General features: G+C 66.5%; 23 protein-coding genes. 9 read left to right on the top strand and 14 right to left on the bottom strand.

The window, feature by feature from the left end; all coding sequences use genetic code 11:
• Positions 1-2: 2 nt before the first annotated feature.
• The 6 genes from gyrB to dnaA all read right to left on the bottom strand — a co-directional run bounded on the left by gyrB (position 3) and on the right by dnaA (position 8,092).
• On the bottom strand, positions 3-2,018 hold the full coding sequence (gene gyrB / locus HPC46_RS02880; RefSeq protein WP_179466697.1) for a DNA topoisomerase (ATP-hydrolyzing) subunit B: 2,016 nt from the start codon (positions 2,016-2,018) through the stop codon (positions 3-5).
• 223 nt (positions 2,019-2,241) lie between these two features.
• A complete protein-coding gene (locus HPC46_RS02875) occupies positions 2,242-2,814 on the bottom strand; it encodes a DUF721 family protein (protein WP_179466696.1) in 573 nt (190 codons plus the stop codon).
• Entirely contained in the window at positions 2,811-3,959 is a 1,149-nt protein-coding gene (gene recF, locus HPC46_RS02870) for a DNA replication/repair protein RecF (protein ID WP_179466695.1), read from the bottom strand. The genes HPC46_RS02875 and recF overlap by 4 nt, the downstream gene beginning before the upstream one ends.
• 9 nt (positions 3,960-3,968) lie before the next feature.
• Entirely contained in the window at positions 3,969-4,862 is an 894-nt protein-coding gene (gene gnd / locus HPC46_RS02865; protein WP_179466694.1) for a phosphogluconate dehydrogenase (NAD(+)-dependent, decarboxylating), read from the bottom strand.
• A 28-nt stretch (positions 4,863-4,890) separates the two neighbouring features.
• Entirely contained in the window at positions 4,891-6,078 is a 1,188-nt protein-coding gene (gene dnaN / locus HPC46_RS02860) for a DNA polymerase III subunit beta (protein WP_179466693.1), read from the bottom strand.
• Between the two features lie 511 nt (positions 6,079-6,589).
• Complete coding sequence (dnaA, locus tag HPC46_RS02855) at positions 6,590-8,092, bottom strand: chromosomal replication initiator protein DnaA (RefSeq protein WP_179466692.1); 1,503 nt, start codon at positions 8,090-8,092, stop codon at positions 6,590-6,592.
• A 586-nt stretch (positions 8,093-8,678) separates the two neighbouring features.
• On the opposite strand from dnaA, the gene rpmH reads away from it, so the two are divergent.
• From rpmH to HPC46_RS02815, 9 genes are all read left to right on the top strand, one after another.
• Positions 8,679-8,822 carry a 50S ribosomal protein L34 gene (gene rpmH, locus HPC46_RS02850; protein WP_005142265.1) on the top strand — a complete coding sequence of 48 codons (144 nt, stop codon included), beginning with the start codon at positions 8,679-8,681 and terminating at the stop codon, positions 8,820-8,822.
• A gap of 18 nt (positions 8,823-8,840) precedes the next feature.
• A complete protein-coding gene (gene rnpA / locus HPC46_RS34695) occupies positions 8,841-9,191 on the top strand; it encodes a ribonuclease P protein component (RefSeq protein WP_325096547.1) in 351 nt (116 codons plus the stop codon).
• Entirely contained in the window at positions 9,188-9,469 is a 282-nt protein-coding gene (gene yidD, locus HPC46_RS34690) for a membrane protein insertion efficiency factor YidD (RefSeq protein WP_005142254.1), read from the top strand. Before rnpA ends, yidD begins: the two co-directional genes overlap by 4 nt.
• Complete coding sequence (gene yidC / locus HPC46_RS02840) at positions 9,462-10,541, top strand: membrane protein insertase YidC (protein ID WP_179466691.1); 1,080 nt, start codon at positions 9,462-9,464, stop codon at positions 10,539-10,541. Before yidD ends, yidC begins: the two co-directional genes overlap by 8 nt.
• Before the next feature lie 34 nt (positions 10,542-10,575).
• Positions 10,576-11,127, top strand: a complete 552-nt coding sequence (locus tag HPC46_RS02835; protein ID WP_179466690.1) for a Jag family protein — start codon at positions 10,576-10,578, stop codon at positions 11,125-11,127.
• Positions 11,128-11,174: 47 nt separating this feature from the next.
• Entirely contained in the window at positions 11,175-11,879 is a 705-nt protein-coding gene (rsmG, locus tag HPC46_RS02830) for a 16S rRNA (guanine(527)-N(7))-methyltransferase RsmG (protein WP_179466689.1), read from the top strand.
• On the top strand, positions 11,768-12,817 hold the full coding sequence (locus HPC46_RS02825; protein WP_407665459.1) for a ParA family protein: 1,050 nt from the start codon (positions 11,768-11,770) through the stop codon (positions 12,815-12,817). Before rsmG ends, HPC46_RS02825 begins: the two co-directional genes overlap by 112 nt.
• A 12-nt stretch (positions 12,818-12,829) precedes the next feature.
• Positions 12,830-13,792, top strand: a complete 963-nt coding sequence (locus HPC46_RS02820; protein ID WP_179466688.1) for a ParB/RepB/Spo0J family partition protein — start codon at positions 12,830-12,832, stop codon at positions 13,790-13,792.
• Between the two features lie 228 nt (positions 13,793-14,020).
• Positions 14,021-14,752 (top strand): acetyltransferase, encoded by a 732-nt coding sequence (locus HPC46_RS02815; RefSeq protein ID WP_179466687.1) that lies wholly within the window; start codon positions 14,021-14,023, stop codon positions 14,750-14,752.
• A 4-nt stretch (positions 14,753-14,756) separates the two neighbouring features.
• Here HPC46_RS02815 and HPC46_RS02810 read toward each other — a convergent pair whose 3' ends face one another.
• From HPC46_RS02810 to HPC46_RS02775, 8 genes are all read right to left on the bottom strand, one after another.
• Complete coding sequence (locus HPC46_RS02810) at positions 14,757-16,004, bottom strand: N-acetylmuramoyl-L-alanine amidase (protein WP_179466686.1); 1,248 nt, start codon at positions 16,002-16,004, stop codon at positions 14,757-14,759.
• Positions 16,005-16,208: 204 nt separating this feature from the next.
• On the bottom strand, positions 16,209-16,541 hold the full coding sequence (gene trxA / locus HPC46_RS02805; RefSeq protein WP_179466685.1) for a thioredoxin: 333 nt from the start codon (positions 16,539-16,541) through the stop codon (positions 16,209-16,211).
• Positions 16,538-17,509, bottom strand: coding sequence for a thioredoxin-disulfide reductase (trxB, locus tag HPC46_RS02800; RefSeq protein WP_179466684.1), 972 nt, complete (start codon positions 17,507-17,509; stop codon positions 16,538-16,540). Before trxB ends, trxA begins: the two co-directional genes overlap by 4 nt.
• 109 nt (positions 17,510-17,618) lie before the next feature.
• Positions 17,619-18,113: an RsmA family anti-sigma factor gene (locus tag HPC46_RS02795; RefSeq protein WP_179466683.1), complete on the bottom strand. Its 495-nt coding sequence runs from the start codon at positions 18,111-18,113 to the stop codon at positions 17,619-17,621.
• 26 nt (positions 18,114-18,139) lie between these two features.
• Positions 18,140-18,670, bottom strand: coding sequence for an RNA polymerase sigma factor SigM (sigM, locus tag HPC46_RS02790; RefSeq protein ID WP_179466682.1), 531 nt, complete (start codon positions 18,668-18,670; stop codon positions 18,140-18,142).
• Positions 18,671-18,733: 63 nt separating this feature from the next.
• Positions 18,734-22,156, bottom strand: a complete 3,423-nt coding sequence (gene murJ, locus HPC46_RS02785) for a murein biosynthesis integral membrane protein MurJ (RefSeq protein WP_179466681.1) — start codon at positions 22,154-22,156, stop codon at positions 18,734-18,736.
• Complete coding sequence (locus HPC46_RS02780) at positions 22,153-24,480, bottom strand: DUF6049 family protein (RefSeq protein ID WP_218893656.1); 2,328 nt, start codon at positions 24,478-24,480, stop codon at positions 22,153-22,155. The genes murJ and HPC46_RS02780 overlap by 4 nt, the downstream gene beginning before the upstream one ends.
• Before the next feature lie 2 nt (positions 24,481-24,482).
• Complete coding sequence (locus HPC46_RS02775) at positions 24,483-25,286, bottom strand: NUDIX hydrolase (RefSeq protein ID WP_179466679.1); 804 nt, start codon at positions 25,284-25,286, stop codon at positions 24,483-24,485.
• Positions 25,287-25,323 lie beyond the last annotated feature (37 nt).

Below are 25,323 nucleotides of genomic sequence, written 5' to 3'. Positions count from 1 at the left end.
GGTTAAACGTCAAGAAAGCGAACGTCTTTGGCGTTTCGGGTAATGAAGCTGCGGCGAGCTTCGACGTCTTCGCCCATCAGGATCGAGAACAGCTCGTCGGCCGCCGCGGCGTCGTCCAGCGTGACCTGCCGGAGCACCCGGACCGAGGGATCCATGGTGGTTTCCCACAGCTCCTTGGCGTCCATCTCACCCAGACCCTTGTAACGCTGGATACCGTCGTCGACGTTGATTCGCTTGCCGGCCGCCTTACCCGCTTCGAGCAGGCCGTCGCGTTCCCGATCGGAGTAGGCGAATTCGGGATCGCTGCGCTGCCACTTCAGCTTGTACAGCGGGGGCTGCGCCAAGAAGATGTGTCCGTTCTCGACCAACGGCTTCATGAACCGGAACAACAGGGTCAACAGCAGTGTCGAAATATGTTGTCCGTCAACGTCGGCGTCGGCCATCAGCACGATCTTGTGATAGCGCAGCTTCTCGATGTCGAACTCGTCGTGAATCCCTGTTCCCAGCGCGGTGATGATCGCCTGCACTTCGGTGTTCTTCAGAACCCGGTCGATCCGGGCCTTCTCGACGTTGATGATCTTGCCGCGCAACGGCAGGATCGCCTGGAACATCGAGTCGCGGCCGCTCTTCGCCGAGCCACCAGCCGAATCACCCTCCACCACATACAGTTCGGACAGTCGCGGATCTGTGGAGCGGCAGTCGGCGAGCTTGCCGGGCAGACCGCCGATGTCCGTTGCACTCTTGCGCCGCACCAGTTCTCGGGCCTTGCGCGCGGCGATGCGGGCCTGCGCCGACGACACCGCCTTGTTCACGACGGTCTTGGCCTCGGTCGGGTTCGCCTCGAACCAGTGCGTGAGCTGTTCGTTGCAGATCTTCTGCACGAACGACTTCACTTCGGTATTACCGAGTTTGGTCTTGGTCTGACCCTCGAACTGCGGCTGGGAGACCTTCACCGAGATCACCGCGGCCAAGCCCTCGCGGATGTCGTCGCCGGTGAGGTTCGCATCCTTTTCCTTGAGCAGCTTCTTGTCCTTGGCGTACTTGTTGACCACCGTGGTCAGCGCGGCGCGGAAGCCTTCTTCGTGAGTGCCGCCCTCGTGGGTGTTGATCGTGTTTGCGAACGTGTGCACCGATTCCGAGTAGCCGGCGTTCCACTGCATCGCAATCTCGACCTCGTGGCCCTCACCCTTGCCGTCGAAGTCGATGACGCTGGGCTGGATCGCATTCTTCGTGCGGTTGATGTGCTTGACGAAATCGACAAGGCCGCCGGGGTAGTGGAACACCCGGTGCTTGACCTTGTGGGTTCCCGCAGCGGTCTCGGCCGCCTTCTCTTCTGCGGACTTCGGCGCTTCGGCGGTGTCGCTGACGACCTCGTCCACCACCTGTTCGGCGGTGACGCGCTCGTCGGTCAACTCGATCGTGAGGCCCTTGTTGAGGAAGGCCATCTCCTGCAGCCGGCGGGCGATCGTCTCGAAGTCATAGGTCGTCGTCTCGAAGATGTCGGGATCAGCCCAGAACCGGATGGTGGTGCCGGTCTTCTTCGTCTTCTCGCCCTGGCGCAGGGTGCCTGGCACCGACTTGTCGTAGGTCTGGAACCACTCGTAACCGTCGGTGCGGACGTCGGCTTCGAGCCGGCTGGAAAGCGCGTTGACCACCGAGACACCCACGCCGTGCAGACCGCCCGACACCTGGTAGGCGCCCTCTTCGAACTTTCCGCCGGCGTGCAGCACCGTCATGACCACATCGATGGTCGGGATCCCGGTGGAGTGCATGGCGACCGGGATACCGCGCCCGTCGTCGGTCACCTCGACTCCGCCGTCTTCGAGGATGCGCACTGACACGGTGGTGGCAAAACCCGCCATCGCCTCGTCGACCGAGTTGTCGACGACCTCCCAGACCAGGTGGTGAAGTCCTCGTTCACCGGTCGAGCCGATATACATGCCCGGGCGTTTGCGAACCGCCTCCAGGCCTTCGAGGACTTTGATCGAGTCGGCACCGTACTGTTCGTTGGCAGCCACTAGCGGGACGCTCTCCTTGGGATTCGCAAGCACACGATTCGTGACCGCGCGCGGGGTTCGATTCAGTCTACCGGTTGGTGCTCTTCGGACTGATTCTGTAGCCGCGTTTCTACACAGCTAGTTGCGCCGTGCACGGAATTTCTCGGATCGGCATACGTCCTGACGCTCGGCACCCAAATCAGCGGGCGTCTCGTGGCCGTCAGCCGACTGTGGTAAAGGGGCCTCAGCCGTAGGTGTCGCGCGGGCCCCGCCCAGAGATATGTAGTGGACCCTTGCGCCACGACGGTGCCACCGGCCCGGTGATCCTCAACGACTTCACGACGCCGTCACCGACCGCGGCGGCGATCTTGGCCAGCAGTTGCGACTGAACCATCCGCAGTTGGGTCGCCCAGGCCGTCGATTCGGCCGCCACACTCAGCACGCCATCCCGCAGGGCGGTCGGCTCGGCATGTTCGGCGATCTGCTCGCCGACCACCGTCGCCCACTGCGCGAACACCGCACCCTCGGCAACCTTGCTCGTCCAGCCGCGGGACTTGGCCAGGTCGTTGGCGGCGGTCCCGAAGGTCTGGGGGTCGCGACGATCCGGGCCCGGCCCAGACCAGGTGCGGCGGCTGCCCCGATCCGCACCGTGGCGCGCGCCGGGGGAGCGACGGCCCCGGCCTACTTCTTTACCCTGACTGCGCGCCGCACCGCGGGCTTCTTCAAGGGTGCGACGGACCAGGTCCATTCCGGTCAGACCGGCCAGGTGTTCCGGTGGCCCGGTCGGTTCGACGTCTTCGTCCTGGGGGTCGGTCATGAGGTCACCTCCGACATCCGGCCGTTGTCGTCATCACGCAGCGTAATCCCGATCCGGGTGGCATCCCAGTCTGTCGGGATGTCCTCTGCGACCGCGGCGGTGATCAGCACCTGCTCGGCATCGGCGGCCACACCGGCCAGCGCTCGGCGGCGAGCGTTGTCCAATTCGGCGAACACGTCGTCGAGGATCAACACCGGCTCACTGCCCTCGGTACGTAACAGTTCATAGGACGCCAACCGCAATGCCAGTGCCATGGACCATGATTCGCCGTGACTGGCGAACCCCTTGGCCGGCTGGTCACCGAGCCTCAATTCCACATCATCGCGATGCGGCCCGACCAGGCACACGCCCCGTTCCAGTTCCGCGGACCGCCGCGCGGCCAGTCCCGCCAGCAGCGCTGCCTCCAGATACTCGACGTCCTGGCCGGCGTCGGCGCCCAGGTCGACGCTACTGCGGTAGGCAATCGCCGCCGGCCTCGATGCGGGCGCTAGCAATTGATATGCCTTCTCCACTTCCGGAGCCAGCAGATTGGTGAGTTCGATGCGGGCGGCCATCAACTCCGCGCCGTGCGCGGCCAGGTGACCGTCCCACACGTCGAGGGTCTCGAGTACACCGACATCACCCCGAAACCGTGCTCCGGCAGCAGATTTCAATAGAGCAGTGCGTTGCTTGAGCACCTTTTCGTAGTCCGCACGAATCGCGGCGACTCGGGGCCTGCGCACCGACGCCAGCTCATCGAGATACCGGCGCCGTTCCCCTGGATCGCCACGCACCAGCGCAAGGTCCTCGGGTGCGAACAGCACCGCGCGCACCGCGCCGAGCACCTCCCGGGTACTGCGGACCGGAGACCGGTTCAGCCGCGCCTTGTTGGCTCGTCCCGCCGCGATCTCGATATCGACCGCGAGCTCGCGTCCCTCATTGACCACGATCGTCGAGATCACGGCACGCTCGGCACCGGCTCGGATCAGCGGGGCATCGGTAGCCACCCGGTGCGACCCGAGCGTCGCGCAATACCACAGCGCCTCAACAAGATTCGTTTTGCCGAAGCCGTTCTGTCCGACGAAGACCGTCCGGCCCGGGGCCAACTCGAGTTCGACGTGTTGCCACGACCGAAAGTCGCGTAGCGCCAAGTGCCGAACGTACATCGAGCCTCGTTATCCAGACACCGAAACCCGCTTGACGGCGTGTCCACCAAACTGGTTGCGCAATGCCGAGACGGCTTTCATCGTCGGCGAATCTTCTTGCCGCGAAGCGAACCTCGCGAACAACGACGCGGCGATCACCGGCATCGGAACCCGGTGGCGAATCGCCTCCTCGACGGTCCAGCGACCCTCTCCGGAGTCCTCGGTGTAACCCGAGATCGCGTCGAAGGACGGGTCTTCGGCCAACGCCTTGGCCAACAGCTGCTGTAGCCACGACCGCACCACGGTGCCGTTGGTCCACGCCTGGATGACGGCCTGGGTGTCCTTGATCAGAGGTTCGGCGGCGAGCAATTCGTAGCCTTCAGCGTAGGCCATCATCAGTCCGTACTCGATGCCGTTGTGCACCATCTTGGCGTAATGGCCGGCACCGACCGGGCCCGCGTGGACGAAACCGTCGGCCAGATCACCGGCGGGACGCAGCGTCTCGAAGATCGGCATCACCCGGGCGACGTCCTCGTCGCTACCGCCGACCATCAGGCCATAGCCCTCCGTCAGGCCCCAGATTCCGCCGGAGACACCCGCGTCGACAAATGAAATCCCTTTTGCAGCAAGCATTTCGGCGTGCTTACCGTCTTCGGTGTACTTCGAGTTACCACCGTCGACCACCAGATCACCGGGACTGAGCACCTCGGCCAGCTCGGTGATCGTGTCGTCGGTGATCGGGCCGGAGGGCACCATGACCCACACCACGCGGGGAGCGCTCAGCGCCTCGGCCAGGCCGGCCAGGCTGGGTACGTCGGTGACCTCTGGTCTGGGGTCATACCCGACGACGTCATGATCACCCTGGCGCAGCCGTTCGCGCATGTTGAAGCCCATTTTTCCAAGACCGACCAAACCCAACTGCATGTGTGCCTCTCTAGGTCTGCGGTCCGGATCAACCGGGTAGCCGGACCGGCATCAACAGATATACGTAGTCGGTCTGAACGGCAGGGAACGGCCCGGTGCCTTCTACCTGTTCTTCGCCATTGGCCGGCCGCAGCACCGCGGGCCGGCTCGGGGTGGTGAAACCGAACGTCACGCGATCGGAATGCAGCGAGCCGAGGCCATCGGTCAGATACGTGGGATTGAAGGCGATCGTCAGCGGTTCGCCGGCGAATTCGACCGGCAGGTCTTCCTCGGCGCGGCCGACATCGTCGGCACCTGCCGACAGTTTCAGCGCCCCGTCACCGAACTCCATCCGCACCTGGGCACCACGATCGGCGACAAGCGCCACACGTTTGATCGCATCGGTCAGTTCGGCCACGCCCATGGTCGCCACGGCCGTGTGCTCGGCGGGCAGCAGCTGACGGAATTTCGGAAACTCCGCGTCGAGCAGGCGCGTGGTGCTGCGCTTGCCGCCGCTGCGGATACCGAGCAAGCCCTCTTTACCGACCGCCGATCCGGCGCCGAGCGCCAGGTGCACCTCGGCACCGGACGTGCCGGCCTTCGCGGCTTCGGCCAAGGTTTTGGCCGGCACCAGCACCGCGGCTTCCAGGCTCGGCGATGACGTGGACCACGTCAGCTCACGCACCGCCAACCGGAACCGGTCGGTGGCCGCCAAAACCACTGTCTCACCGGAAATCTCCACCCGAATCCCGGTCAGCATCGGCAAGGTGTCATCACGTCCGGCTGCCACGGCGACCTGGCCGATGGCCTCGCCGAACAGGTCGGCCGAGATGACACCGGTTTCCTCGGGCAACTCCGGCAACGCCGGATAATCCTCGACCGCCATGGTCGGCAGCGAGAATCGGGCGCTTCCGCACGTCAGCGCCACCCGGGTGCCCTCGACGCTGACATCGACCGGCTTGGCGGGAAGCGCCCTGGTGATATCGGACAACAGCCGTCCGGACACCAAAACGCTTCCCGGAGAGGCTATTTCAGCAGGGACACGCACTTCGGCCGAGACTTCGTAATCGAAGCCGGAGATGGTCAAACCTTCATCAGAGCCGGTGAGCAACACGCCGGCCAGCACCGGCACGGTCGGGCGAGTCGGCAGATTACGAGCAACCCAGGCCACCGCATCGGCGAAGTCCTCCCGCACCAGGCGGAACTTCAAGTCGGAGCCAACCGTCGTAGTTGCCACGTGCACACAGTCCCTTCATCACCCAATAACTCCGACCAGCGTCCACCCCGTGGGTACAGCACGGGCCGGCGTGATCTGTGAGCGACAGCCGCAGAACGGCAGTCAGAAGAACAACCGTAGAGCGTCGGGCGCCATCTTGAAAGCTAATCGATCGGGGTGACAACAGCACCGCGACACCGAGCCTGACGTCCTGTGAACCGGCTGCTCCCCAATGCTGTCTTCAAAGAAGAAATGGAAGAGAGATAACGGCAACAGTAATAGGGCCTGTGCAACCTGTGCACCGACCGGTCGATCGCCTGCTCCGGTGCGGTGACGGCATGTGCATCAGTTGTGTATGACTGTCGGCGAATCACAGGGCGCGTGTGCACAGCCGCGAGTTGTTGTTTGTCATTCGGGTACTTCGGCGGAGTTGGCCGGTGTTGTCCACAACGGTGTGCACAAGCCGGGAGTGTGACCACTGGTACGACAGTGACCAAAGTTTTTTTGGGGAGATGACCGAAAAAGTGGGATTTCAGCGCTTGGAACGCTGGCGGATCCGGGTCGTGAGCTCCTTGACGTGATCGAAGACCTCACGCCGATGGGCCATTTCGCCACGAATCTTCTTCTCGGCGTACATGACTGTGGTGTGGTCACGGCCGAACGCCTGCCCGATCTTGGGCAGCGACAGATCAGTGAGCTCGCGGCACAGATACATGGCGATCTGCCGGGACTGGGCCAGTGCGCGGGTTTTTCCGGGCCCTCGCAGTTCCTCGACGGTGGTGTCGAAGTACTCGGCGGTGGCGGCCATGATGGCCGCGGTGCTGATCTGCATGGTGCCGGCGTCGGCGATGAGATCCCGCAGCACGATCTCGGCGAGCGCTTTGTCGATCGGAGTCTTGTTCAGCGAGGCGAAGGCGGTGACGCGGATCAGCGCGCCCTCGAGCTCGCGGATATTGCGCTCGATACTGCTGGCGATGAGTTCCAGAACATCGTCGGGAACATCGAGGCGCTCCATCTGAGCCTTCTTACGAAGGATGGCGATGCGCGTCTCCAACTCCGGCGGCTGTACGTCGGTGATCAATCCCCATTCGAACCTGGTGCGCAACCGGTCTTCAAGTGTCGCCAGCTGTTTCGGCGGCCGGTCGGAGGAGATGACGATCTGCTTGTTGGCGTTGTGCAACGTGTTGAAGGTATGGAAGAACTCTTCCTGGATACCTTCTTTGCCTTCGATGAACTGGATGTCGTCGACCAGCAGCACGTCGATGTCGCGGTAGCTGCGCTTGAACGCCACCTTGCGGTCGTCGCGCAGCGAGTTGATGAAGTCGTTGGTGAACTCTTCGGTCGAGACGTACTTCACCCGCATCCCGGGGAACAGCCGCTGGGCGTAATTGCCGGCCGCGTGGAGCAGGTGGGTCTTACCCAGACCGGATTCGCCCCAGATGAACAACGGGTTGTAGGCACGCGCCGGCGCTTCGGCGATCGCGAGTGCGGCGGCGTGCGCGAACCGGTTGGACGCGCCGATGACGAAGGTGTCAAAGGTGTAGCGCCGATTGAGACTGATGCCCGGCGCCTCAGCGGACGGGTTGCTGCGCGGACGTTCGATGAAATAGCTCGGCCAGGTTTCGTGCGCACTGGCCAACGCTTCGCGGTCCTCGTCGACCTCGTCCAGGTCGGCGTCGACAGCCGGCACCTCCGGGGCCGCGATGTCCTCTTCTGCTTCCAGATCGGGCGGGGCGATCCGTACACCGAGTTCGACCCGCTGCCCGAGCCGGCGGCTGAGGGCGTCGACGATCTGGGTCCGCAGGTGCCGTTCGATCTCATTCTGGACGAAACTGCTCGGCACCGACAGCAGGGCGAAACCCTCGGCGATGGTGAGCGGCTGGACCAGTTTGAGCCAGGCGCGTTGTTGCGGAGTCAGCGGTGCATCGCCGCCAGTGCCATTACTGAGGCGTGAGTCCGCAGTTCCGTCGCCGTTCAGCTCGGCGACCACCGAGCTCCACACCGTGGCGAACGCTGAACCGGGATCTTCGGTCAACGACAGATCCCCCTGGTCCGATCGGGCAAATTCCAAAAAGCAAAGAAGACGACGACAGATCTGTCCACATAGTTATCCACAGGTGTGGACAGGACAGTCGTCCTCGTCTTGCAGCTTATCGGCGCAGGAACTCGGGCCGGCAGTTAATCCGAGCAATCGGTGTCGTCTGGACTTCCGCCGGCCTGTGCCCCCGCTAGTTGATTGGCGCGCCGCCCGGTACTGAAGCGGCTTTGGCAGAAGCTAACAGTTTTCCGGGCGGGTGCCAACCGTTCTGCAACATTCCGATCACGTTGGTATAACGGCGCGGGAGCCGACGGTGACGGTTGTGACGGCTGTGTCTTGGTTGTCCTGGAACCGGCGTGATCCGGGCGGTGATCGAGCGCACGACAAGGCGGTTTGACCAGGGGAAGTGAGGTCAGTACCCTCGAACAGTCGCCCGTACGTGGCGATACGGCTGCGACCGGGATTCGGGACCGCGCCGGTTTCGAGCGAGACCAGAGCTTACCAACGGCAGTCGCGCTCGTCTGGGTACACACGCAAGCGTGTACACCGGACGGCGACCGCCATACGACGAGGAGATATAGCCGTGGCCAAGGGCAAGCGGACCTTCCAGCCGAACAACCGGCGCCGGGCGCGGGTTCATGGCTTCCGTCTGCGTATGCGCACCCGTGCCGGGCGCGCGATCGTGACGGGCCGGCGCCGCAAGGGGCGCCGTTCACTGACTGCCTGATCCACGAGATCAGGCGGCGTGCTCCCGGCTCAGTTCCGGATGACACGGTCTGCGGAGTTCGGCGCCACCATCAAGCACGGGGTGCGAGCGGCGCAGCCGGACATCGTCGTGCACGCGCGGCGTGAGTCCGACGGTGGCCCCCGGATCGGTCTGGTCGTCGCCAAATCCGTCGGCAACGCCGTGCAACGGCATCAGGTGTCCCGACGGCTTCGGCATGTGGCCAGGGCGGTCCTCCCGGAACTCACTTCTGCCGACCGGGTGGTGATCCGTGCGTTGCCCACCAGTCGGCACGCGGTTTCGGCCCGGCTCGAACAGCAGCTGCGAACCGGCGTTCGTCGCGCCCACGATTTGATGGAGAAGGCTCGGTGACCCACCTTCCGGTCCGGGCGCTGGTCTTCCTCATCGAGCTCTATCGCCACACCATCTCGCCACTGCGATTGCCGACGTGCCGGTTCACCCCGACGTGTAGTCAGTACGCCGTGGATGCGTTGACCGAGTACGGGTTGATCCGGGGGAGTTGGCTCACCCTGATCCGGCTGGGGAAGTGCGGACCGTGGCATCGGGGAGGATGGGATCCAATACCTGAGCGGTGCCCGCAGGCGCCCGGGGCCGATGTCGAATACGACAGCAGGAGCATGAATGTTTAACTGGTTCAGCCTGGACGTCATCTACTACCCGGTGTCGGGGATCATGTGGCTCTGGTACAAGCTGTTCGCGTCGTTCCTCGGCCCGAGTAATTTCTTCGCCTGGGCGCTGTCGGTGATGTTCCTGGTGTTCAGCCTCCGCGCACTGCTCTACAAGCCGTTCGTCCGCCAGATCCGGACCACCCGGCAGATGCAGGAGCTGCAGCCACAGATCAAGGCGCTGCAGAAGAAGTACGGCAAGGACCGCCAGCGGATGGCGCTGGAGATGCAGAAGCTTCAGCGCGAGCACGGGTTCAACCCGATCCTCGGCTGTCTGCCGATGCTGGCGCAGATCCCGGTGTTCCTCGGGCTGTTCCACGTGCTGCGGTCGTTCAACCGGACGCAGGGCGGCTTCGGTCAGATCCAGCTGAGTGTCGAGCAGAACCGCGCCACCGGCAACTACTTCTTCAGTCCGACCGATGTGGCGAACTTCCTCGACGCCCACCTGTTTGGAGCGCCACTGGGCGCGACCATGATCCAGCAACACGGGCTCGACGCGTTCACCGAATTCAACCGCGGCGCCGTCATCGCGGTCGGCGTGCCGATCATGATCCTGGCCGGCATCGCGACCTACTTCAACAGCCGCGCGTCGGTCGCGCGCCAGAGCCCAGAGGCCGCAGCCAACCCGCAGACCGCGATGATGAACAAGCTCGCGCTGTACGTCTTCCCGCTCGGCGTGGTGGTTGGTGGACCGTTCCTGCCGCTCGCGATCATCATGTACTGGCTTGCCAACAACATCTGGACCTTCGGTCAGCAGCACTACGTGTTCGGCAAGATCGAGAAGGAAGAAGAGGCGAAGAAGGAGGAGGCGCTGGCTCGCCGTGCGGCGAACGCACCGGCGCCGGGCGCCAAGCCGACCAAGCCGAAGAAGACTGCCGCGCCGGCCACCAACGGGTCGTCGGCTGCCGACGAGGACGACGCGGTTATTGCCGACGCGGACACCGGTTCCGATTCGGGGTCGGAGAAGCCAGCCGATGGCGGCACGGCGAACCGCACACCGCGCCCGGGAGCGCGGCCCAAGAAACGTAGGCGTTGACCGGAGATCGCTCCGGCGAAAGAGGGAGAGACACATGGCGGAAGCAGATATCACCGACGTGACGGAATCTGACGTAGAGGTCCGTGAGGGCGTGGACGGCCAGTCGGAAAAGGGTGACGACTTGGAGGAGCGCCTCGTCGCCGAGGGCGAGATCGCCGGCGACTACCTGGAGGAGCTGCTCGACCTGTTGGACTTCGATGGCGACATCGATCTCGACGTCGAGGGCAACCGCGCGATCGTGAGCATCGACGGTGGCGAGGACCTGTCGAAGTTGGTCGGACGTAAGGGCGAGGTCCTCGACGCGTTGCAGGAGCTGACCCGGCTGGCCGTGCACCAGAAGACGGGGGAGCGCAGTCGGCTGATGCTGGACATCGCGAACTGGCGGCGTCGTCGTCGCGAGGAACTGAGCGCGCTGGGTGAAAAGGTGGCCCACCGCGTGCTCGAGACTGGCGATCGTGAAGAGTTGGCACCGATGACGCCGTTCGAGCGCAAGATCGTGCACGACGCCGTTGCGGGTGTCGAAGGCGTGCACAGCGAGAGTGAGGGTGTGGAGCCCTCACGCCGCGTCGTCGTCCTGAAGGGCTGAAGTTACATCGATGTAGTTCTAGCTTCGGCGGCCGAGAAGACCGGAGGATGTTTCACGTGAAACATGGCGTTGCGCCCCCACCTCCGACGGCCGCCGAAGTCGTTTTCGGAGACCGGGTCAGCCTGGCTCAGCGCTACGCGGATCTACTCGCCGGCCCGGGTGTCGAGCGGGGATTGATCGGTCCACGCGAAGTAGACCGGTTGTGGGAGCGGCACATCCTCAACAGCGCTGCGGTGGCGGAACTCATCGAACCGGACGAGCGGGTCCTCGATATCGGGAGTGGGGCCGGCCTACCCGGCTTGCCGATCGCGATCGCCCGCCCCGATGTCCAGGTTGTCCTCATTGAGCCGATGCTCCGCCGGACCGAGTTCCTCGAGGAGACGGTGACGGCGCTCGGCCTCCCGGTGGAGATTGTCCGGGGCCGGGCAGAGGAGCCGGATGTTCGCTCTCGAGCTGGGGGAGCGGACGTGGTCGTCTCCCGGGCAGTCGCTTCGCTCGACAAGCTGACCCGGTGGAGCCTCCCACTGCTTCGTCCAGGCGGTCGCATGCTTGCCATGAAGGGCGAGCGGGCCGAGGACGAAGTAGTCGAGGGGCGGCGCGGCATGGCGTCGTTAGGCGCAACCGATGTGAGGGTGATGAGATGTGGCGAGAGCTATTCGGAACCACCCGTGACCGTGGTGATCGCGGTGCGGGGGGAGCGAGCGCCAGGCGGGAAACGGGCCACGCGAACGTCCGAGAAAAGAGGATCATGACTGTCCCACTGAACCCCGATTCTGCCGGGACCGCGGACGCCGATGTTTCACGTGAAACATGGAACACGCCCGATGACTTCGAGACACCGATCGGCGCCGCGGCTGAACGCGCGATGCAGGTTCTCCACACGGTCGCCGGTCAGCTGCCTCGACCGGGCCGCCGCCGCGTGTTCACGGTCGCCAACCAGAAGGGCGGCGTGGGGAAGACGACGACCGCGGTGAACCTCGCCGCCGCCCTCGCGGTTCAAGGACTGAAGACCTTGGTGATCGATCTCGATCCGCAGGGCAATGCCAGCACCGCACTCGGGATCGCCGATCGGCAGTCCGGCACGCCGTCGTCGTACGAAGTTCTCCTCGGCGAGATTCCGCTACAGGCCGCGATTCGGCAGAGCCCACACAGTCCTCGGCTGTTCTGCGTGCCGGCGACGATCGACCTGGCCGGCGCAGAGATCGAACTCGTCAGCATGGTCGCCCGAGAGAACCGGTTGCGCAACGCGCTGGCCGCACTCGATGACTCCGACTTCGACTACGTTTTCATCGACTGCCCGCCGTCACTGGGACTGCTCACCATCAACGCGCTCGTCGCGGCGCCCGAGGTGTTGATCCCGATCCAGTGCGAGTACTACGCGCTCGAGGGTGTTTCACAGTTGATGAGGAACATCGAGATGGTGCGTGCCCACCTCAACCCGCAACTGACCGTGTCGACCGTTGTCCTCACGATGTACGACGGCCGGACAAAGCTGGCCGACCAGGTCGCCTCCGAGGTGCGCCGGTTCTTCGGTGACAAAGTGTTGGGGACCGTGATCCCGCGAAGCGTCAAGGTGTCGGAAGCGCCCGGCTACAGCATGACAATCATCGATTACGATCCCGGCTCACGCGGTGCGATGAGCTATATCGACGCCAGTAAAGAGCTCGCGCAGCGGGCGACCCCGGCATAAGTGGAGGCACACATGTCATCGAAGAGCAAAGGCGGCCTCGGTCGCGGGCTGGCATCGCTGATCCCGACCGGGCCCGCGGACGGCGGTCCGCGGCTGGGTGACGCGGCGGCCGACGTGGTGATCGGAGGAGCCCCGCTGAACGTCGACGGCGTGGGAGCGATCTACCGGGAGATCGACCCCTCGGCCATCGAGCCGAATCCGCGGCAGCCGCGCCAGGTCTTCGATGAGGAGGCACTCGCCGAACTCGTGCACTCCATTCGCGAGTTCGGCCTCATGCAGCCGATCGTCGTGCGCGCGGTTCCGAAGTCGGCCCCGGGAGCGCCCACGCGCTACCAACTGGTGATGGGGGAGCGGCGCTGGCGCGCTGCCCAGGAGGCAGGTCTGGCGACCATCCCGGCGATCGTGCGGGAGACCGCCGAGGACAACCTGTTGCGTGACGCACTGCTGGAGAACATCCACCGAGTTCAGCTGAACCCGTTGGAAGAAGCGGCCGCCTACCAACAGCTGCTCGAAGAGTTCGAAGTCACCCACGATGAACTGGCTGCGCGCATCGGCCGGTCACGTCCGGTCATCACCAACATGATTCGGTTGCTGCGGTTACCGATCGCCGTACAGCGGCGGGTGGCTGCCGGCGTGCTCTCGGCCGGGCATGCGCGGGCACTCTTGTCCCTCGAGGGCGGGCCGGAAGCTCAGGAGGAGCTGGCCGCGCGCATCATCGCGGAGGGGTTGTCGGTGCGGGCCACCGAGGAGGCGGTCACCCTCGCGAATCGGTCGGAGGCCAAGGCGCCGACGGCCCCCCGCCGCAAGCCGATTCAGATGCCCGGGCTCCAGGATGTCGCCGAGCGGCTGTCGAGCACCTTCGACACTCGGGTGACGGTGAGCCTCGGCAAGCGTAAAGGCAAGATCGTCGTCGAGTTTGGCTCCGTCGACGATCTACAGCGCATTGTCGACATGATGAACCGGCCTGGAGCCTGAAAATCTAGGTGCGGCGATACCGGCTAGTTCCGTCACTGTGACGCCAACCTCGGCCCGCGTTCGCTGCCGAATCCGTCGAGCGAGGAATCACCCAGTGCACCAACACTTTTCGCTAGTCAGGGGCTGCGACCCCGGTAGCCGGGGCACCACTGGCACGTTCGGTGTCGGCTCTCCTATTCTGGAGGGGCTGTTGTGCGCGTTTGCACCGTGTGAAAGCCGGGGAGGCTAGTGTCCGTTCGCATCATGCCGCTGCGGCTCGAGGCGTTCGAGCAATTGCCGAAGCATGCCCGCCGGTGTGTGTTCTGGGAACTCGACCCCGCGACGCTCAGCGCCGGGGATTACCTTCCCGACCCCGAGTTCGAGAAGGAAGCGTGGCTGTCGATGGTCATGCTGGAGTGGGGCTCCTGCGGTCAGGTCGCCACCAAGGCGCCGGCCGACGGAACGGAGTCCGATGACGAGGAACCGTGCCTCGGCTACGTGCTCTATGCGCCCCCGCGTGCGGTACCGCGTGCGGGCCGCTTCCCGACCGGACCGGTCAGTGCGGACGCAGTGCTGCTGACGTCGATGGGCATCGAGCCCGGCCAGAGCGACGGGCTGACGCACTCCTTGATCAGCCAAGTGGTCACCGAACTCGTCCGCCGCGGTGTGCGGGCGTTGGAGGCGTTCGGCCGCACCGCCGACGCCACCGAACTACTCGATGTCGATGCCGCTGATCCCGAGATGCGCCAGGCCATCGAAGCGCTGGGGGACTGCTCCTTCGACCAGTGCATGATCGGTGCCGACTTTCTGATCGACGTGGGGTTCACCGTCGTCGCCCCGCACCAGTACTTCCCCCGTTTGCGGCTCGAACTCGACAAGGGACTGGGCTGGAAGGCCGAAGTCGAAGCAGCGTTGGAGAGGTTGCTCAAGAGCGCCCAGCTGCAAGAGCCGGTTGGCGCCGGCGCGGAGGTTCGGAGCTGACGATCTAGAGAGCTGGACGGGCCTGTTCTACCGACAGCTCGTGGGCCAGCAGTTCAGCGAAGGTGAAAGTGCCTGTGGGGCGGTCGTTCTTGCCCAACAGATAGAGGCGCTTGACGGCGGCCAGGATGCCCTCGGCAATGGAGTCGCGAGCCTGGTTGGTCACGAGCATCGAGCGGTCCCGTGGGTTGGTGATATAGCCGACGTCGACCTGAACGGTGGGCATTCTGGTCAGCCGCAACAGGTCCCAGGTTCGGCCGTGGGTGCGGCAATCACGTAAGCCGGTGCGCGCCACCACTTCTCGCTGAATAAAGTCGGCGAGGTTGCGGCCTATCGTGGACACCGAGCCGTGCGAGCTGCCGAAGTAGAACGACGCCACGCCGTTGGCCGATGCACTGGGCTGGGTCTCACAGCGCAGGCTGATCATCAGATCCGCGCCGACGGTGTTGGCGGTGGCAGCACGCTCGGCGTCCAGCGGGCTGCGACTGGCCGGCCGGGACAGGAAGGTCTCCATGCCGATCGCCGTCATCCGGCCTTCCAGCCGACTTGCCAAGTCCCACAGGATGTCTGCTTCACTGATCGGTCCGCCGGGGCCGTTGGTGATCAGCCCGTGGTCGTCGCCGCCGCGGCCCGGATCGATGATGATCCGCTTCCCCGAGAGCCGGGGTCCCGAACGGCGGACCAACTCTTCTTCGCGGATGGCGTGCAGCGAGCCGCCGGTGACCCGCGAACCGAGAAAATACAAGGAGCGCAACGTCTCCGGGCCACAGATGCCGTCGGCGGCCATTCCGTACTCGCGCTGGTAGGACATCAGCGCGTTGTGCGTCTGCAAGCCGAAGTAACCGTCCACCAACGCGGTGTAGAAGCCGAGTTCCTGCAGCTTGGACTGCAGCGTGGCCACATCGTCGCCGTACATGGGGGCACCGAACTGATGAACCAGGGTTCGGGCCCCGAGCCGGTAGGAAGCTTCCTTCAGAGCACGGTAGGTGGCCTCGCCGACGATCCCGTCGACGAGCAGCCCGCGACGCTGTTGAAAGTCGCGTACCGCGTGGTCGAGGTCGGCGTCGAACAGGTCGGCCGCCACGTGCCTTCCGGTGGTGAAATTCTCGTCGGGGTTGTCCACCAGGCCCAGGGCAGCCAACGCAGCGCGGATTTCGACGACGGCGCTGCTGCGGTCACCGCGGCGCAAGACATCATCTCGGCCGCTCCGGTTCCAGGAGGCATCGCCCCCGGCACCGTGGCGAAGACTCGACATACAGGGCCCTTCGGTCACCGTTTGTCAGCTAGCTATCTCAAGCCCTGACGATTGCACACAGGCTAGGAGGCATTCTCTCAGAAGCCTGCCGCATTCCGGAAAACGGCAGGCGACGCCGCCTGTAACGGAATCGTCTCGGTCCGGTCGGCTCGACGATGCCGCCGAGGAGCGAGGCGGGGGGAGGACCGAGACAATTGGTCGGGGCTAGACGATGTCGGCGATCTCGCGCAGCAGGGCCGCCTTGCCCTTGGCGCCGACGATCCGCTTCACCGGCTGACCGTCCTTGAACAGGATCATCGTCGGAATCGAGACCACCTGGAAGTCGCGGGCGGTCGCCGGGTTGGCGTCGACGTCGAGCTTGGCCACCGTCAGTGCGCCGGCCTTTTCGGTGGCGATCTCCTCGAGGACGGGGGCGACCATGCGGCACGGGCCGCACCAGGTGGCCCAAAAGTCAACGAGCACAGGGGTATTGCTGGAAAGGACGTCCTGGCTGAAGGAATCGTCGGAGACCGTTACGGTCGCGCCGCCGTCGCTCATTGATGTGCTCCAATCATCTCGGTGTTTGCAGTGTCGTCGGCATCGGCCAGCCAGCGCTCGGCATCGATCGCGGCCGAACAGCCCATTCCCGCGGCGGTGATGGCCTGCCGGTAGGTGTGGTCCACCAGATCGCCGGCGGCGAACACACCGTCCAGCGACGTCGCCGTGGTGCGGTCGCGAACCAGCACGTAACCCTCCGGATCGAGGTCCACGGCACCGCGCACCAGCTCGGAGCGTGGATCGTGGCCGATCGCGACGAACACACCCGTCACTGGCAGGGTGGATTCCTCGCCGGTGAGCACGTTGTGCACGCGCAGGCCCGACACGGTGGTGTCGCCTTCGACGGCGTCGACGGCGGTGTTGGTCAGGAAGGTGATCTTCTCGTTCTCGCGGGCGCGCTCGAGCATGATCTTTGAGGCCCGGAACTCGTCGCGGCGGTGCACCAGGGTGACGCTGCGGGCGAAGCGAGTAAGGAACGTCGCCTCTTCCATGGCCGAGTCGCCACCGCCGATGACGGCGATGTCCTGGTCTTTGAAGAAGAAGCCGTCGCAGGTCGCACAGGCGCTGACACCGCGGCCCAGCAGCTCCTGCTCGCCGGGAACACCGAGGTAGCGGGCCGCGGCACCCATCGCGAGGATGATCGAACGGGCGAGGTAAGTCTCGCCGTCGCCGGTCACCACCTTCTTGACGGGGCCGTCCAGCTCGACCGACTCGACGTCTTCCATCCGCAGGTCGGCACCGAAGCGCAGGGCCTGCTCGCGCATCTCGTCCATCAATTCCGGACCGGTGATGCCCGAACGGAAGCCGGGAAAGTTCTCCACCTCGGTGGTGGTCATCAACGCGCCGCCGAAGGAGGTGCCTTCGAAGACCAGGGGATTCAGCTGTGCGCGGGCGGTGTAGATGGCCGCGGTGTAGCCGGCGGGGCCTGATCCGATGACGATGACGTCATGAACTGGGTTGGCGCTCATACCAGCCTTTCTGCCCGGTCCCGGGCTGCAGGCAAATCACCTGCACGTCGGGTGCCTTATGGGCACCAGGTCAAACAACAGGGTAGGCCGCGCTGTTCCCGGCCGTGCACTATGGGCGGCGCACGGTCGTGTCGGCGATCAAACCGGTGTTCACCGAGCTGCATGTTGCAGCGACGGTCACCCCGATGATCACGTCGGGTTCGTCGCCGGGCAACACCAGGACGACGGCCGGCACGCCGTCGACCTGCAGCGTCGTGGCGCCCAGCACTTGCAGCGAACCGGGATAGCCCAGCGCGCTCAGGCATGCGGCCCGGCGTTTGGGGTCGGCGAGTGGACCGAAGTCCGGGCTGCGGGCGATCAGGCCGTTGAGCTCGCGGCTGGATATCGGCATCTTGGGCGTGACGGTGATCATGCTGGCGCTGGTCAGGGTGCTGGTGGTGGGGCCGGACGACCCGAGCAGCGCCGCGGTCCCGACGCCGACGGCCGTCAGGACGGCCGCGGCGCCGACAGCGGCCGCGATGAGGCGGCCTCGCCGGATGCCTGGGTGTCGGGAGTGGGCGGCCGGGCCGGTGGACGCCGGGTCGACGGTATGCGATGGCTCCACCCGACCAGTGTGCCCCCCGGGGAGTATCAGGCCAGTAGCCCGGCCAGCCGGGCCCGGCCACGCGCGCAGCGGCTCTTGACAGTGCCCTCGGCTACACCGAGCAGTGCCGCGGCGTCGGCCACCGAATAACCGTGCATATCGACCGCCAGCACCGCCGCCCGCTGCTCGGCGGGCAGTCGCATCAACGCGCGGCGCACCACCAGCACGGTGTCCACCTGAGATGTCCGATCCGCGACCGCGGTGTCGTCGCTGAGCGGCGTCGTCGGTTGTGTGCGGCGCAGCCGGTCCAGGCAGGCGTTGATGACGATGCGGTGCAGCCAGCTGCCCACGGCGGCGTCGTGCCGGAACGAGGCGGCTCCGCGGTGCGCGGCCAGCATGGCGTCCTGCATCGCGTCGGCGGCGTCTTCCGGGTTGCGGGTGGTTCGGCGCGCCAGCCGGTACAGCCGGCGCTCGTGGCGGCCGATCAACTCCTCGAATGCGTAGCGGTCGCCGGCGACGTGGGCGGCCAGCAGATCGGCGTCGCTGCGAACGACGGTCGGACCGAGAAAGCTGAGCATGGCCGCACGGTATTGAAACCGCCGTATCCAGGCACTTCACCCGGAGCGAACCCTGTTGAGAACCTAGGAGGCGGCCTTGACGGTCAGCCCAGAGATCTCGGTCTTGTTCTTGCCGTCGGTGGTGCCCATCGTGGAGATCCACACGACCAGATACGAGGTCGGCTCCTTGGCATTGACCTGAATCGTGTTGGCGCCCGGCTGCAGTGAGGTGGCCTGGGCCAGCACCGTGGTGTCGTCGAGGGTGGTCGGATTGGCGGACGACGCTGAGCGGATCTGCACCTGGGTGCCGGTGCTGGGCACGGTCAGCGACACGCTGCCGACGGTGGTCGGCTGCGGCAGCTGCAACAGCAATCCGACCCCGTTCTTGAAGTTGGGGAACGGATTGGGGTCGGTGTAGGTGTCCGTCGGCCAGCCGGTACCGGGGCCACCACTGACAGCCAGGTCCGCCTTGTCCGGGTTATCGGCACCGCCGCCCGGTGAAAAGACGGTCACCCTAACGGGTTTGACGGTACTACCGCTGGCCGCGCTGTCCTGAGTCTGCGATGTCGACGGGTTCAGGCCGAGCTGATCACCCTTGAGGCCGCCGCCCACGTCACCGAAGATGCTGCTGAGCACGGAAGCCAGCACGATCAGGGCGATCACCAGGATGCCGGCGCCGACCCCCACGCCGATCAGCAGATTGCGCTTGCGCCGAGCCGCCGCTTCGGCGTCGGGTGCGGCCTCGGCCGCAGTTGGCAGCGGGCCGACGGGTTCGACGGGCTCGATCAGGTCGGTGCGATCGGCCACCGCAGTGGCCTGTTGCAACAGATTCAAAAGTGTTGGGGCCGAGCGGATACCGCCACCAGCCTGCACCGAGCGGGCAGCCGCAGCCGAGATCTGGAAGGGGATCGCGCCGTCGACCGCGCGAGGCTCCAGCGGAACACCGGCGGGGTCGGTTTCGGCCGGCTGCAACCCGCTGGGCGCGCCCTTCTCCGGCAGCGGCCAGCGATCGACCAGCAGGGCATACAACGCCGCACCGATCCCGCGGATGTCGTCCTCGGGGGTGGCGTTGGGCATCGTCGCGGGAAACGCCAGCGCGACATCACCTTCGATGCTGACTCGCACCCGGCTCGGGTGGTCGATGGACAGCGCCACGCCCTGGCTGTGGGCGGCATCGGCGGCGGCGGCCAGCGATTGGACAGCCCGTGCGCCGCCGATGGCCGACGGCGAGGTGTCGGCCACCTCCTTCAACGACCCGCCGCGGATCCACTCCGAGACCACCAAGCCACCGGAACCGGTGTTGGCGACATCGAGCACCCTGGCGATGCCCGGCCGCTCGACACGGCTGAGTTTCAGTGTGCGGGAAAGGATTTCCTGCACCTGCTCGTCAGTCATGGTGCGGTCGGGATCGACGAACGTCAGTGCGACCTGCCGGTCCAGCGCGGTGTCCAGCGCCTGCCAGAACTGCAGCCCGGGCGGGCCGCCGTGGGAGACCAGCAGCCGGTAACGCCCGCCGGCGATGCTGGCGCCGGGAATGAGGTGGCTCTCGTCATCGTCGGCGGTGGATTCCAGGGCCGCTTCGGTCCCGCCCTCAGCCGGCGGAACCGCCGGTGCGACCGTGCCGACCTGGACCTCGGCGGGCACATCTGGCTGGAAGTCGCCGGCTGCCTGGCGAGGGATCTTCGTGGTCGCGTCGCCGGTGTGATCGGCGGGAGGCATGCCCGAGGGTCGGTCGTCCACCTCCGGTCCTTTCCCCGTCGCGTCCGCGGTTCCATACGAATTGCTGTGCTCAGGGTACGTGACCGGGGTCCGGACCTGCGGCCGGTCGAGCGCAGCGACGGCTGTGGCGACAACCGGCGGGGTCCGGGTGATGCGGCGTTTGACCGCGCCCCAGGCGGCGATCGCGTCCGGAACCCGCGCGGCCAGCATCACTGCGCCGAGGATCGGCAGCATGATCAGGCCGAGTACCAGCAGCCGCAGCAGCGATCCGACGCCGCCGCCATGCTCGGTCAGTGCCCGCAGGCCCAGCAGTCGGTCGACGACGTAGGCGATCAACCCGGCGAGCAGCGATGCGGCCGTGGTGACCAGGATCGTGCGACTCACCTCGAGGTCGAGCAGTGTGCCCCGCGGCGGCTTGAGTGCCCGGTGCAGGAGCAGATAACCCAGAATCGCTCCGGCCAGGAATCCGATGCCGTTGGCCAGGCCCAGGTAGCCGGCGACCAGTTCCTTGTCTTCGGTCAGATGCGGTGCCACCAACGATGCCGCGATCTTGACGGCGGTGATCGCAATGATGATGACGATGGGCGTCCACGGTTGTTCGCGGGCGTAGAACACCCGCAGCTGCAGCAGCACCAGCGCGTAGGGGATCAGCGTGAACGCCGAGAGGCTGATTGCTATCCCGAGGTAGTTCGCGTCGACCTCGCCGAACTTGCCGTAGGCGAACAACGCGCTACCCATCGCCGGGCCGCCGACCGTCATGAACGCCACGATCGGAATGAGCGTCACCATCGTCAGCCGCGTGGCCAGTGACAGGTCGGCCAGCACCGCCGGACCGTTGTCGGCGGCCGCGTTGCGGCTCAGTCGCGGCATCACGACCGTCAGCACGGTGACGCCGATGATGCCGAACGGCAGCATCAGCACCAGCCAGGTGTAGTTGTAGATCGCCGGGCCCGACGCGGCCGCCGTACTGGCGATCTGGTTGACCACCACCAGGCCGATCTGGCTGATCAGCACGTAGAGCACCATGGCGCCGGCCATGGTGCCGAACCGCTTGAGCCGATCGTCGATGCCCCACAGCGGACGCAGGCTGATCCGTTCGGCGCGGATCGCGACCAGCAGCACCGCCGCCTGGGCCACCACGCCCAGCGTCGTCCCGATCCCCAGGACCAGTAGCTTGGCGTTGCCCATTTCGACCGGATCGACCGAGAGCGGGCCCGGCACAAGGAGATACAGGCCGAGTGTGGCGATTGCGACGACGTTGTTGACCACCGGAGCCCAGGCCGGCGGCCCGAACACGTTGCGGTTGTTCAGGATCGCCATGAAAACCGAGGACAGCCCGTAGAAGATCACTTGCGGCAGAAGCAAATACGCGAACGCGGTGGTCAGTGGCTGGTTCACTTGCGGGTCGTGGCCGAGCATCAACCGCACGAGCAACGGCGCCGCGGCCACCGACACGATGGTGGCCACCAGCAGCAGCGTGGTGGCCAGCGTGACCAGTCGCCGTACGAAGGCCTCGCCGCCGTCGGCGTCGTCGCGTTCGGCGCGGGCCAGTACCGGGACGAAGATCGCGGTGAACGTCGCCTCCAGCACCAGGGCCGCAATCAGGTTCGGCAGCTGATTGGCCACCGTGAACGCACTGGACAGGGCGGCGCCCAGAATCGCGGCCAGCAGCACGATCCGGGTGAATCCGGTGATGCGGCTGACGAGGGTGGCCAATGCCATCCCCCAGGAGCGCGAGACCACCGCGGCGTCGGAAAGCTCGGCGACGGGCCGCCGCGGCGGCGTCATCCGCGACCCTCGGCGCGGGCCCGCCGGGGGCGGTCGAGGTCGGCAGGGTCGGGCTGGCCGCGGAACCGGTGGTAGAGCCGGCGTCCGACGAGCAGCGCCAGCACCGTGCCACCGACCAGGGTGATCGCGAACAACACCTTGCCGTAGGCGTTGGAATGCACCGAGAGGCGAACCGGCTCACCGAGCTGGAGCCCGTCGGGGGTGCGCAGGGTGACGTCGACGGCGACCCGCTGCGTGAAGTGCACCTCGATGGGAACCCGCAGCGGGAGGTAGCCCGGAGGCACCTCCTGCTCGCCGAGATCGGTCACCGTCATTCCCGGTGGAGCGTCGACCTGCAGGCGCACCCGGATCGGCACGGCCAGGTCGTTGCGCACCGCCAGCGGCAGCGGGCTGTGCTCGGTGGCCAGCGTGTAGGAGCCGCCGGGGTTGACGATCGTCACGGCCCCGAACAGGTCGTTGATGGTGGCGCCGACCGCCCCGAGGCGATGCCGGGCCAGATCGTTGCGCTCCTCGGGCGGCTCGGTCTGGCTCAGCGCGCGGAGCATGTCCTCACGCAGCGGGGCCGTGTACTGCTGGCCGGTCAGGCCGGTGCGCGGGTCGGTGGTCAGCGCGGCGGTCAGGCCCCACAGCCGGCCGACCTGGCCGGCGATCGTCGTGATGACATCGTCGTCGAACTGGCCGCGGCCGGCACCGGACAGTTCGGCGCCGGGACTAGCGGGGGCCACCGCCGTCGACTGCGCGATCAGCGCATCCAACGGGCGGGCCACGGCCAGCCCGGAGCGGATCGTGGTGGCCAGTGCGGTGAGCATCGACTGCGCGTCGCTGGGCTGCGGGCTCCACTTCAACGGCGGCAGCAGGATCTGGTCGCGCGGTTCTGCCTCCGGCTGCAGCGCCCGCCACAGCATCGACGAGACGGCATCCTGGCGCCGGGCGACCGTCGAGTCGTGATCGACCGGAACGTCGAGCGACGAATCCAGATAGGTGGGCAGGTCGGGATCGGTGCCGACGGCGGCCAGCGCGGCGCCCACGGCCGGATCGAACGGCGCCATCACCACCTGCGGTGACAACCGGCGCGGTGTCACGTCGGCGATCATCGGCTCTCCGGTCGAGGAGTCCTGCGCGGAGCAGTCAGCGGCCGCGATCGCCACCGTCGGACCCTGGGCGTTGAGCAGGTCCACCGCGGGTGCGGTCAACGGCCCGTTACCCAGGATCGTCGCGCCGCGGAGGGACGTCACGCCCAGGATCTGATCGACGATGTCGCCGGCGGTGCCGGTCGCCGCGGATTTGAGCCCGGCGTCACCGACCCGCTCGAGCGCGCCGAGATCGGCCTGCGCGTAGGGGGTGGCGGCAACGCACATCCGCTGGGCCATCCCGCGAAGCTTGTCCAGCCAGGCCACCGCGGCGGCCTGCCCGGTGCCAGGGTGGGCGGCAGCGCCCAACCCGTCGGGTGCGTCGGCGACGACGTAGCCAGCGGTCATCGCGTTGACCGTCACCAACAGGTCGGGGTCGACGGCCAGGCACAGCGCGCGGGCGGTGTCACCGCCGGGATCCACGGCGGGGCTGGTGGCGAACTCGACCGCCGACAGCAGGGTGTCCAGCCGGCCCCCCGGGGCCAGTGACACCGCCAGGTCGTCGTTCATCAGCCGAACCGGCGTGGTGCCGCCGGGGACCCCGGGCGCCAGCCGCGGCTTGTCGGCCAGCGGCCAGAGCATCGTCACCTGGACCGGTTTGGTGGTGTCGGGGGGCACGACGTCGGCCACGGTGTCGGCCGCCGGGTCGGCCGCCTCGGGCGGAACCCCGAGAACCGGCAGCAGGAACCGGGCGTCGTCGAGCCGGGCGGCGTCGCCGTAGTCCGGTGTGCCGTTGATGTTCACCAACAGCGGGTACACCCCGGGCCGGTCGATGCCCAGTGATGGCGTGGTGCGCGAGCGGATCGGATAACTGAAGCTGAACCCGACGGCTTGGCCGCGCTGCATCTCGGGGGCGACCTGGTTGAATTCGCCGACGGGCTGGAACTGGTCGTTGGCGCCGTCGAGATTGGTGCGCAGTCCCGCCGAGGAGGTCACCGCACCGGCGTGTTCGAGGCGCGCGACGACGTCGCGCACCGGTCGGTCACCGACGTTGGTGACGGTGCCGGTGACGGTCACGGTCGGCTCACTGGTGGTGGTGATCAGGTCCGGCGACACGCTGTCGATGCGGACCTGAAGGAACGGCGTCGACCCGGGTTCGCCCGCGGCAGCGGGCGCGATCGTTGGCATCGCGAGCAAGGCAAGCACACCGAGGATCACCAGGACCCGGGGCAGAATGCCGACCCGCCTCGGCATGGTCACGTTCCCGGTCCGCAGCCGTTCGTCCGCGGGCCGGATTGACGCGGCCCGGCGTCGTCGGAACGACGGTTGCGGGTGTGCGAATGCGTTTGGGGGCGGCGGCGCGGTGACGTGCGCGGCAGTGGCGGCAGTGCGGCGACACCGTCGGACTGCAGCAGTTGGATCAGCTCCCCGGCGACCTCGGCGAGGCGGCGTTCGTCGGCGTAGGCCAGCCGCTTCGCGAGTTCCCCGACGGGCACCCAGGCCACCTCGGTGACTTCGACGTCTTCGTCGCACAGTTCACCGCCGGAGAACTGCATGAGGTAGTGGTGCACGGTCTTGTGCACGCGGCGGCCCTCGGTGACGAACCAGTAGTCGATGCTGCCGAGCGCGGCCAGAACCTGACCGCGGATACCGGTTTCCTCGGCGACCTCGCGGATGGCGGTTTCTTCCGCCGTCTCACCTTGTTCGATGTGTCCCTTGGGCAGTGACCACAACATCCGGCCCCGCCGGTCGACCCGGCCGATCAATGCGGCGACCTGAGATTCGGGCGGGCCATCGATACCGTCGATGACGAGGCCGCCCGCGGAGGTCTCGTGCACGGTACGCAGCCGGGCCGGTGCGCGCCGCGACGATCGGGGCCGCCCGGGTTTGCCCGGCCGCGGCTGGCCGTTGCCGCTGTTGGCGGCCGGGGGAGGGACTGCAGTGCCGGCGGTTTCGGTGGTGGCGGTCTCCGCTGCGGCGGGATTTGCCGGACCAGCCGCGCGACGGCCGCGGCGCCGGCCCCGGCGCCGTCGTGGTTTGGCCTGTTCGCCGTCCGACACCCAAGCGATAGTAGCTGGCACGGGATGGCCCACCGGC

Source organism: Mycolicibacterium vinylchloridicum, from assembly GCF_013404075.1.
GTDB lineage: Bacteria > Actinomycetota > Actinomycetes > Mycobacteriales > Mycobacteriaceae > Mycobacterium > Mycobacterium vinylchloridicum.
This window is presented reverse-complemented; position numbering and strand designations above follow the sequence as displayed.

Excerpts from the sequence above, each read along its gene's own strand:
- HPC46_RS02875 (WP_179466696.1), bottom strand. The coding sequence starts at position 2,814 with ATGACCGACCCCCAGGACGAAGACGTCGAACCGACCGGGCCACCGGAA.
- recF (WP_179466695.1), bottom strand. The coding sequence starts at position 3,959 with ATGTACGTTCGGCACTTGGCGCTACGCGACTTTCGGTCGTGGCAACAC.
- gnd (WP_179466694.1), bottom strand. The coding sequence starts at position 4,862 with ATGCAGTTGGGTTTGGTCGGTCTTGGAAAAATGGGCTTCAACATGCGC.
- yidC (WP_179466691.1), top strand. The coding sequence starts at position 9,462 with ATGTTTAACTGGTTCAGCCTGGACGTCATCTACTACCCGGTGTCGGGG.
- HPC46_RS02835 (WP_179466690.1), top strand. The coding sequence starts at position 10,576 with ATGGCGGAAGCAGATATCACCGACGTGACGGAATCTGACGTAGAGGTC.
- rsmG (WP_179466689.1), top strand. The coding sequence starts at position 11,175 with ATGTTTCACGTGAAACATGGCGTTGCGCCCCCACCTCCGACGGCCGCC.
- HPC46_RS02825 (WP_407665459.1), top strand. The coding sequence starts at position 11,768 with ATGTGGCGAGAGCTATTCGGAACCACCCGTGACCGTGGTGATCGCGGT.
- HPC46_RS02820 (WP_179466688.1), top strand. The coding sequence starts at position 12,830 with ATGTCATCGAAGAGCAAAGGCGGCCTCGGTCGCGGGCTGGCATCGCTG.
- HPC46_RS02810 (WP_179466686.1), bottom strand. The coding sequence starts at position 16,004 with ATGTCGAGTCTTCGCCACGGTGCCGGGGGCGATGCCTCCTGGAACCGG.
- trxA (WP_179466685.1), bottom strand. The coding sequence starts at position 16,541 with ATGAGCGACGGCGGCGCGACCGTAACGGTCTCCGACGATTCCTTCAGC.
- trxB (WP_179466684.1), bottom strand. The coding sequence starts at position 17,509 with ATGAGCGCCAACCCAGTTCATGACGTCATCGTCATCGGATCAGGCCCC.
- sigM (WP_179466682.1), bottom strand. The coding sequence starts at position 18,670 with ATGCTCAGCTTTCTCGGTCCGACCGTCGTTCGCAGCGACGCCGATCTG.
- murJ (WP_179466681.1), bottom strand. The coding sequence starts at position 22,156 with ATGACGCCGCCGCGGCGGCCCGTCGCCGAGCTTTCCGACGCCGCGGTG.
- HPC46_RS02780 (WP_218893656.1), bottom strand. The coding sequence starts at position 24,480 with ATGCCGAGGCGGGTCGGCATTCTGCCCCGGGTCCTGGTGATCCTCGGT.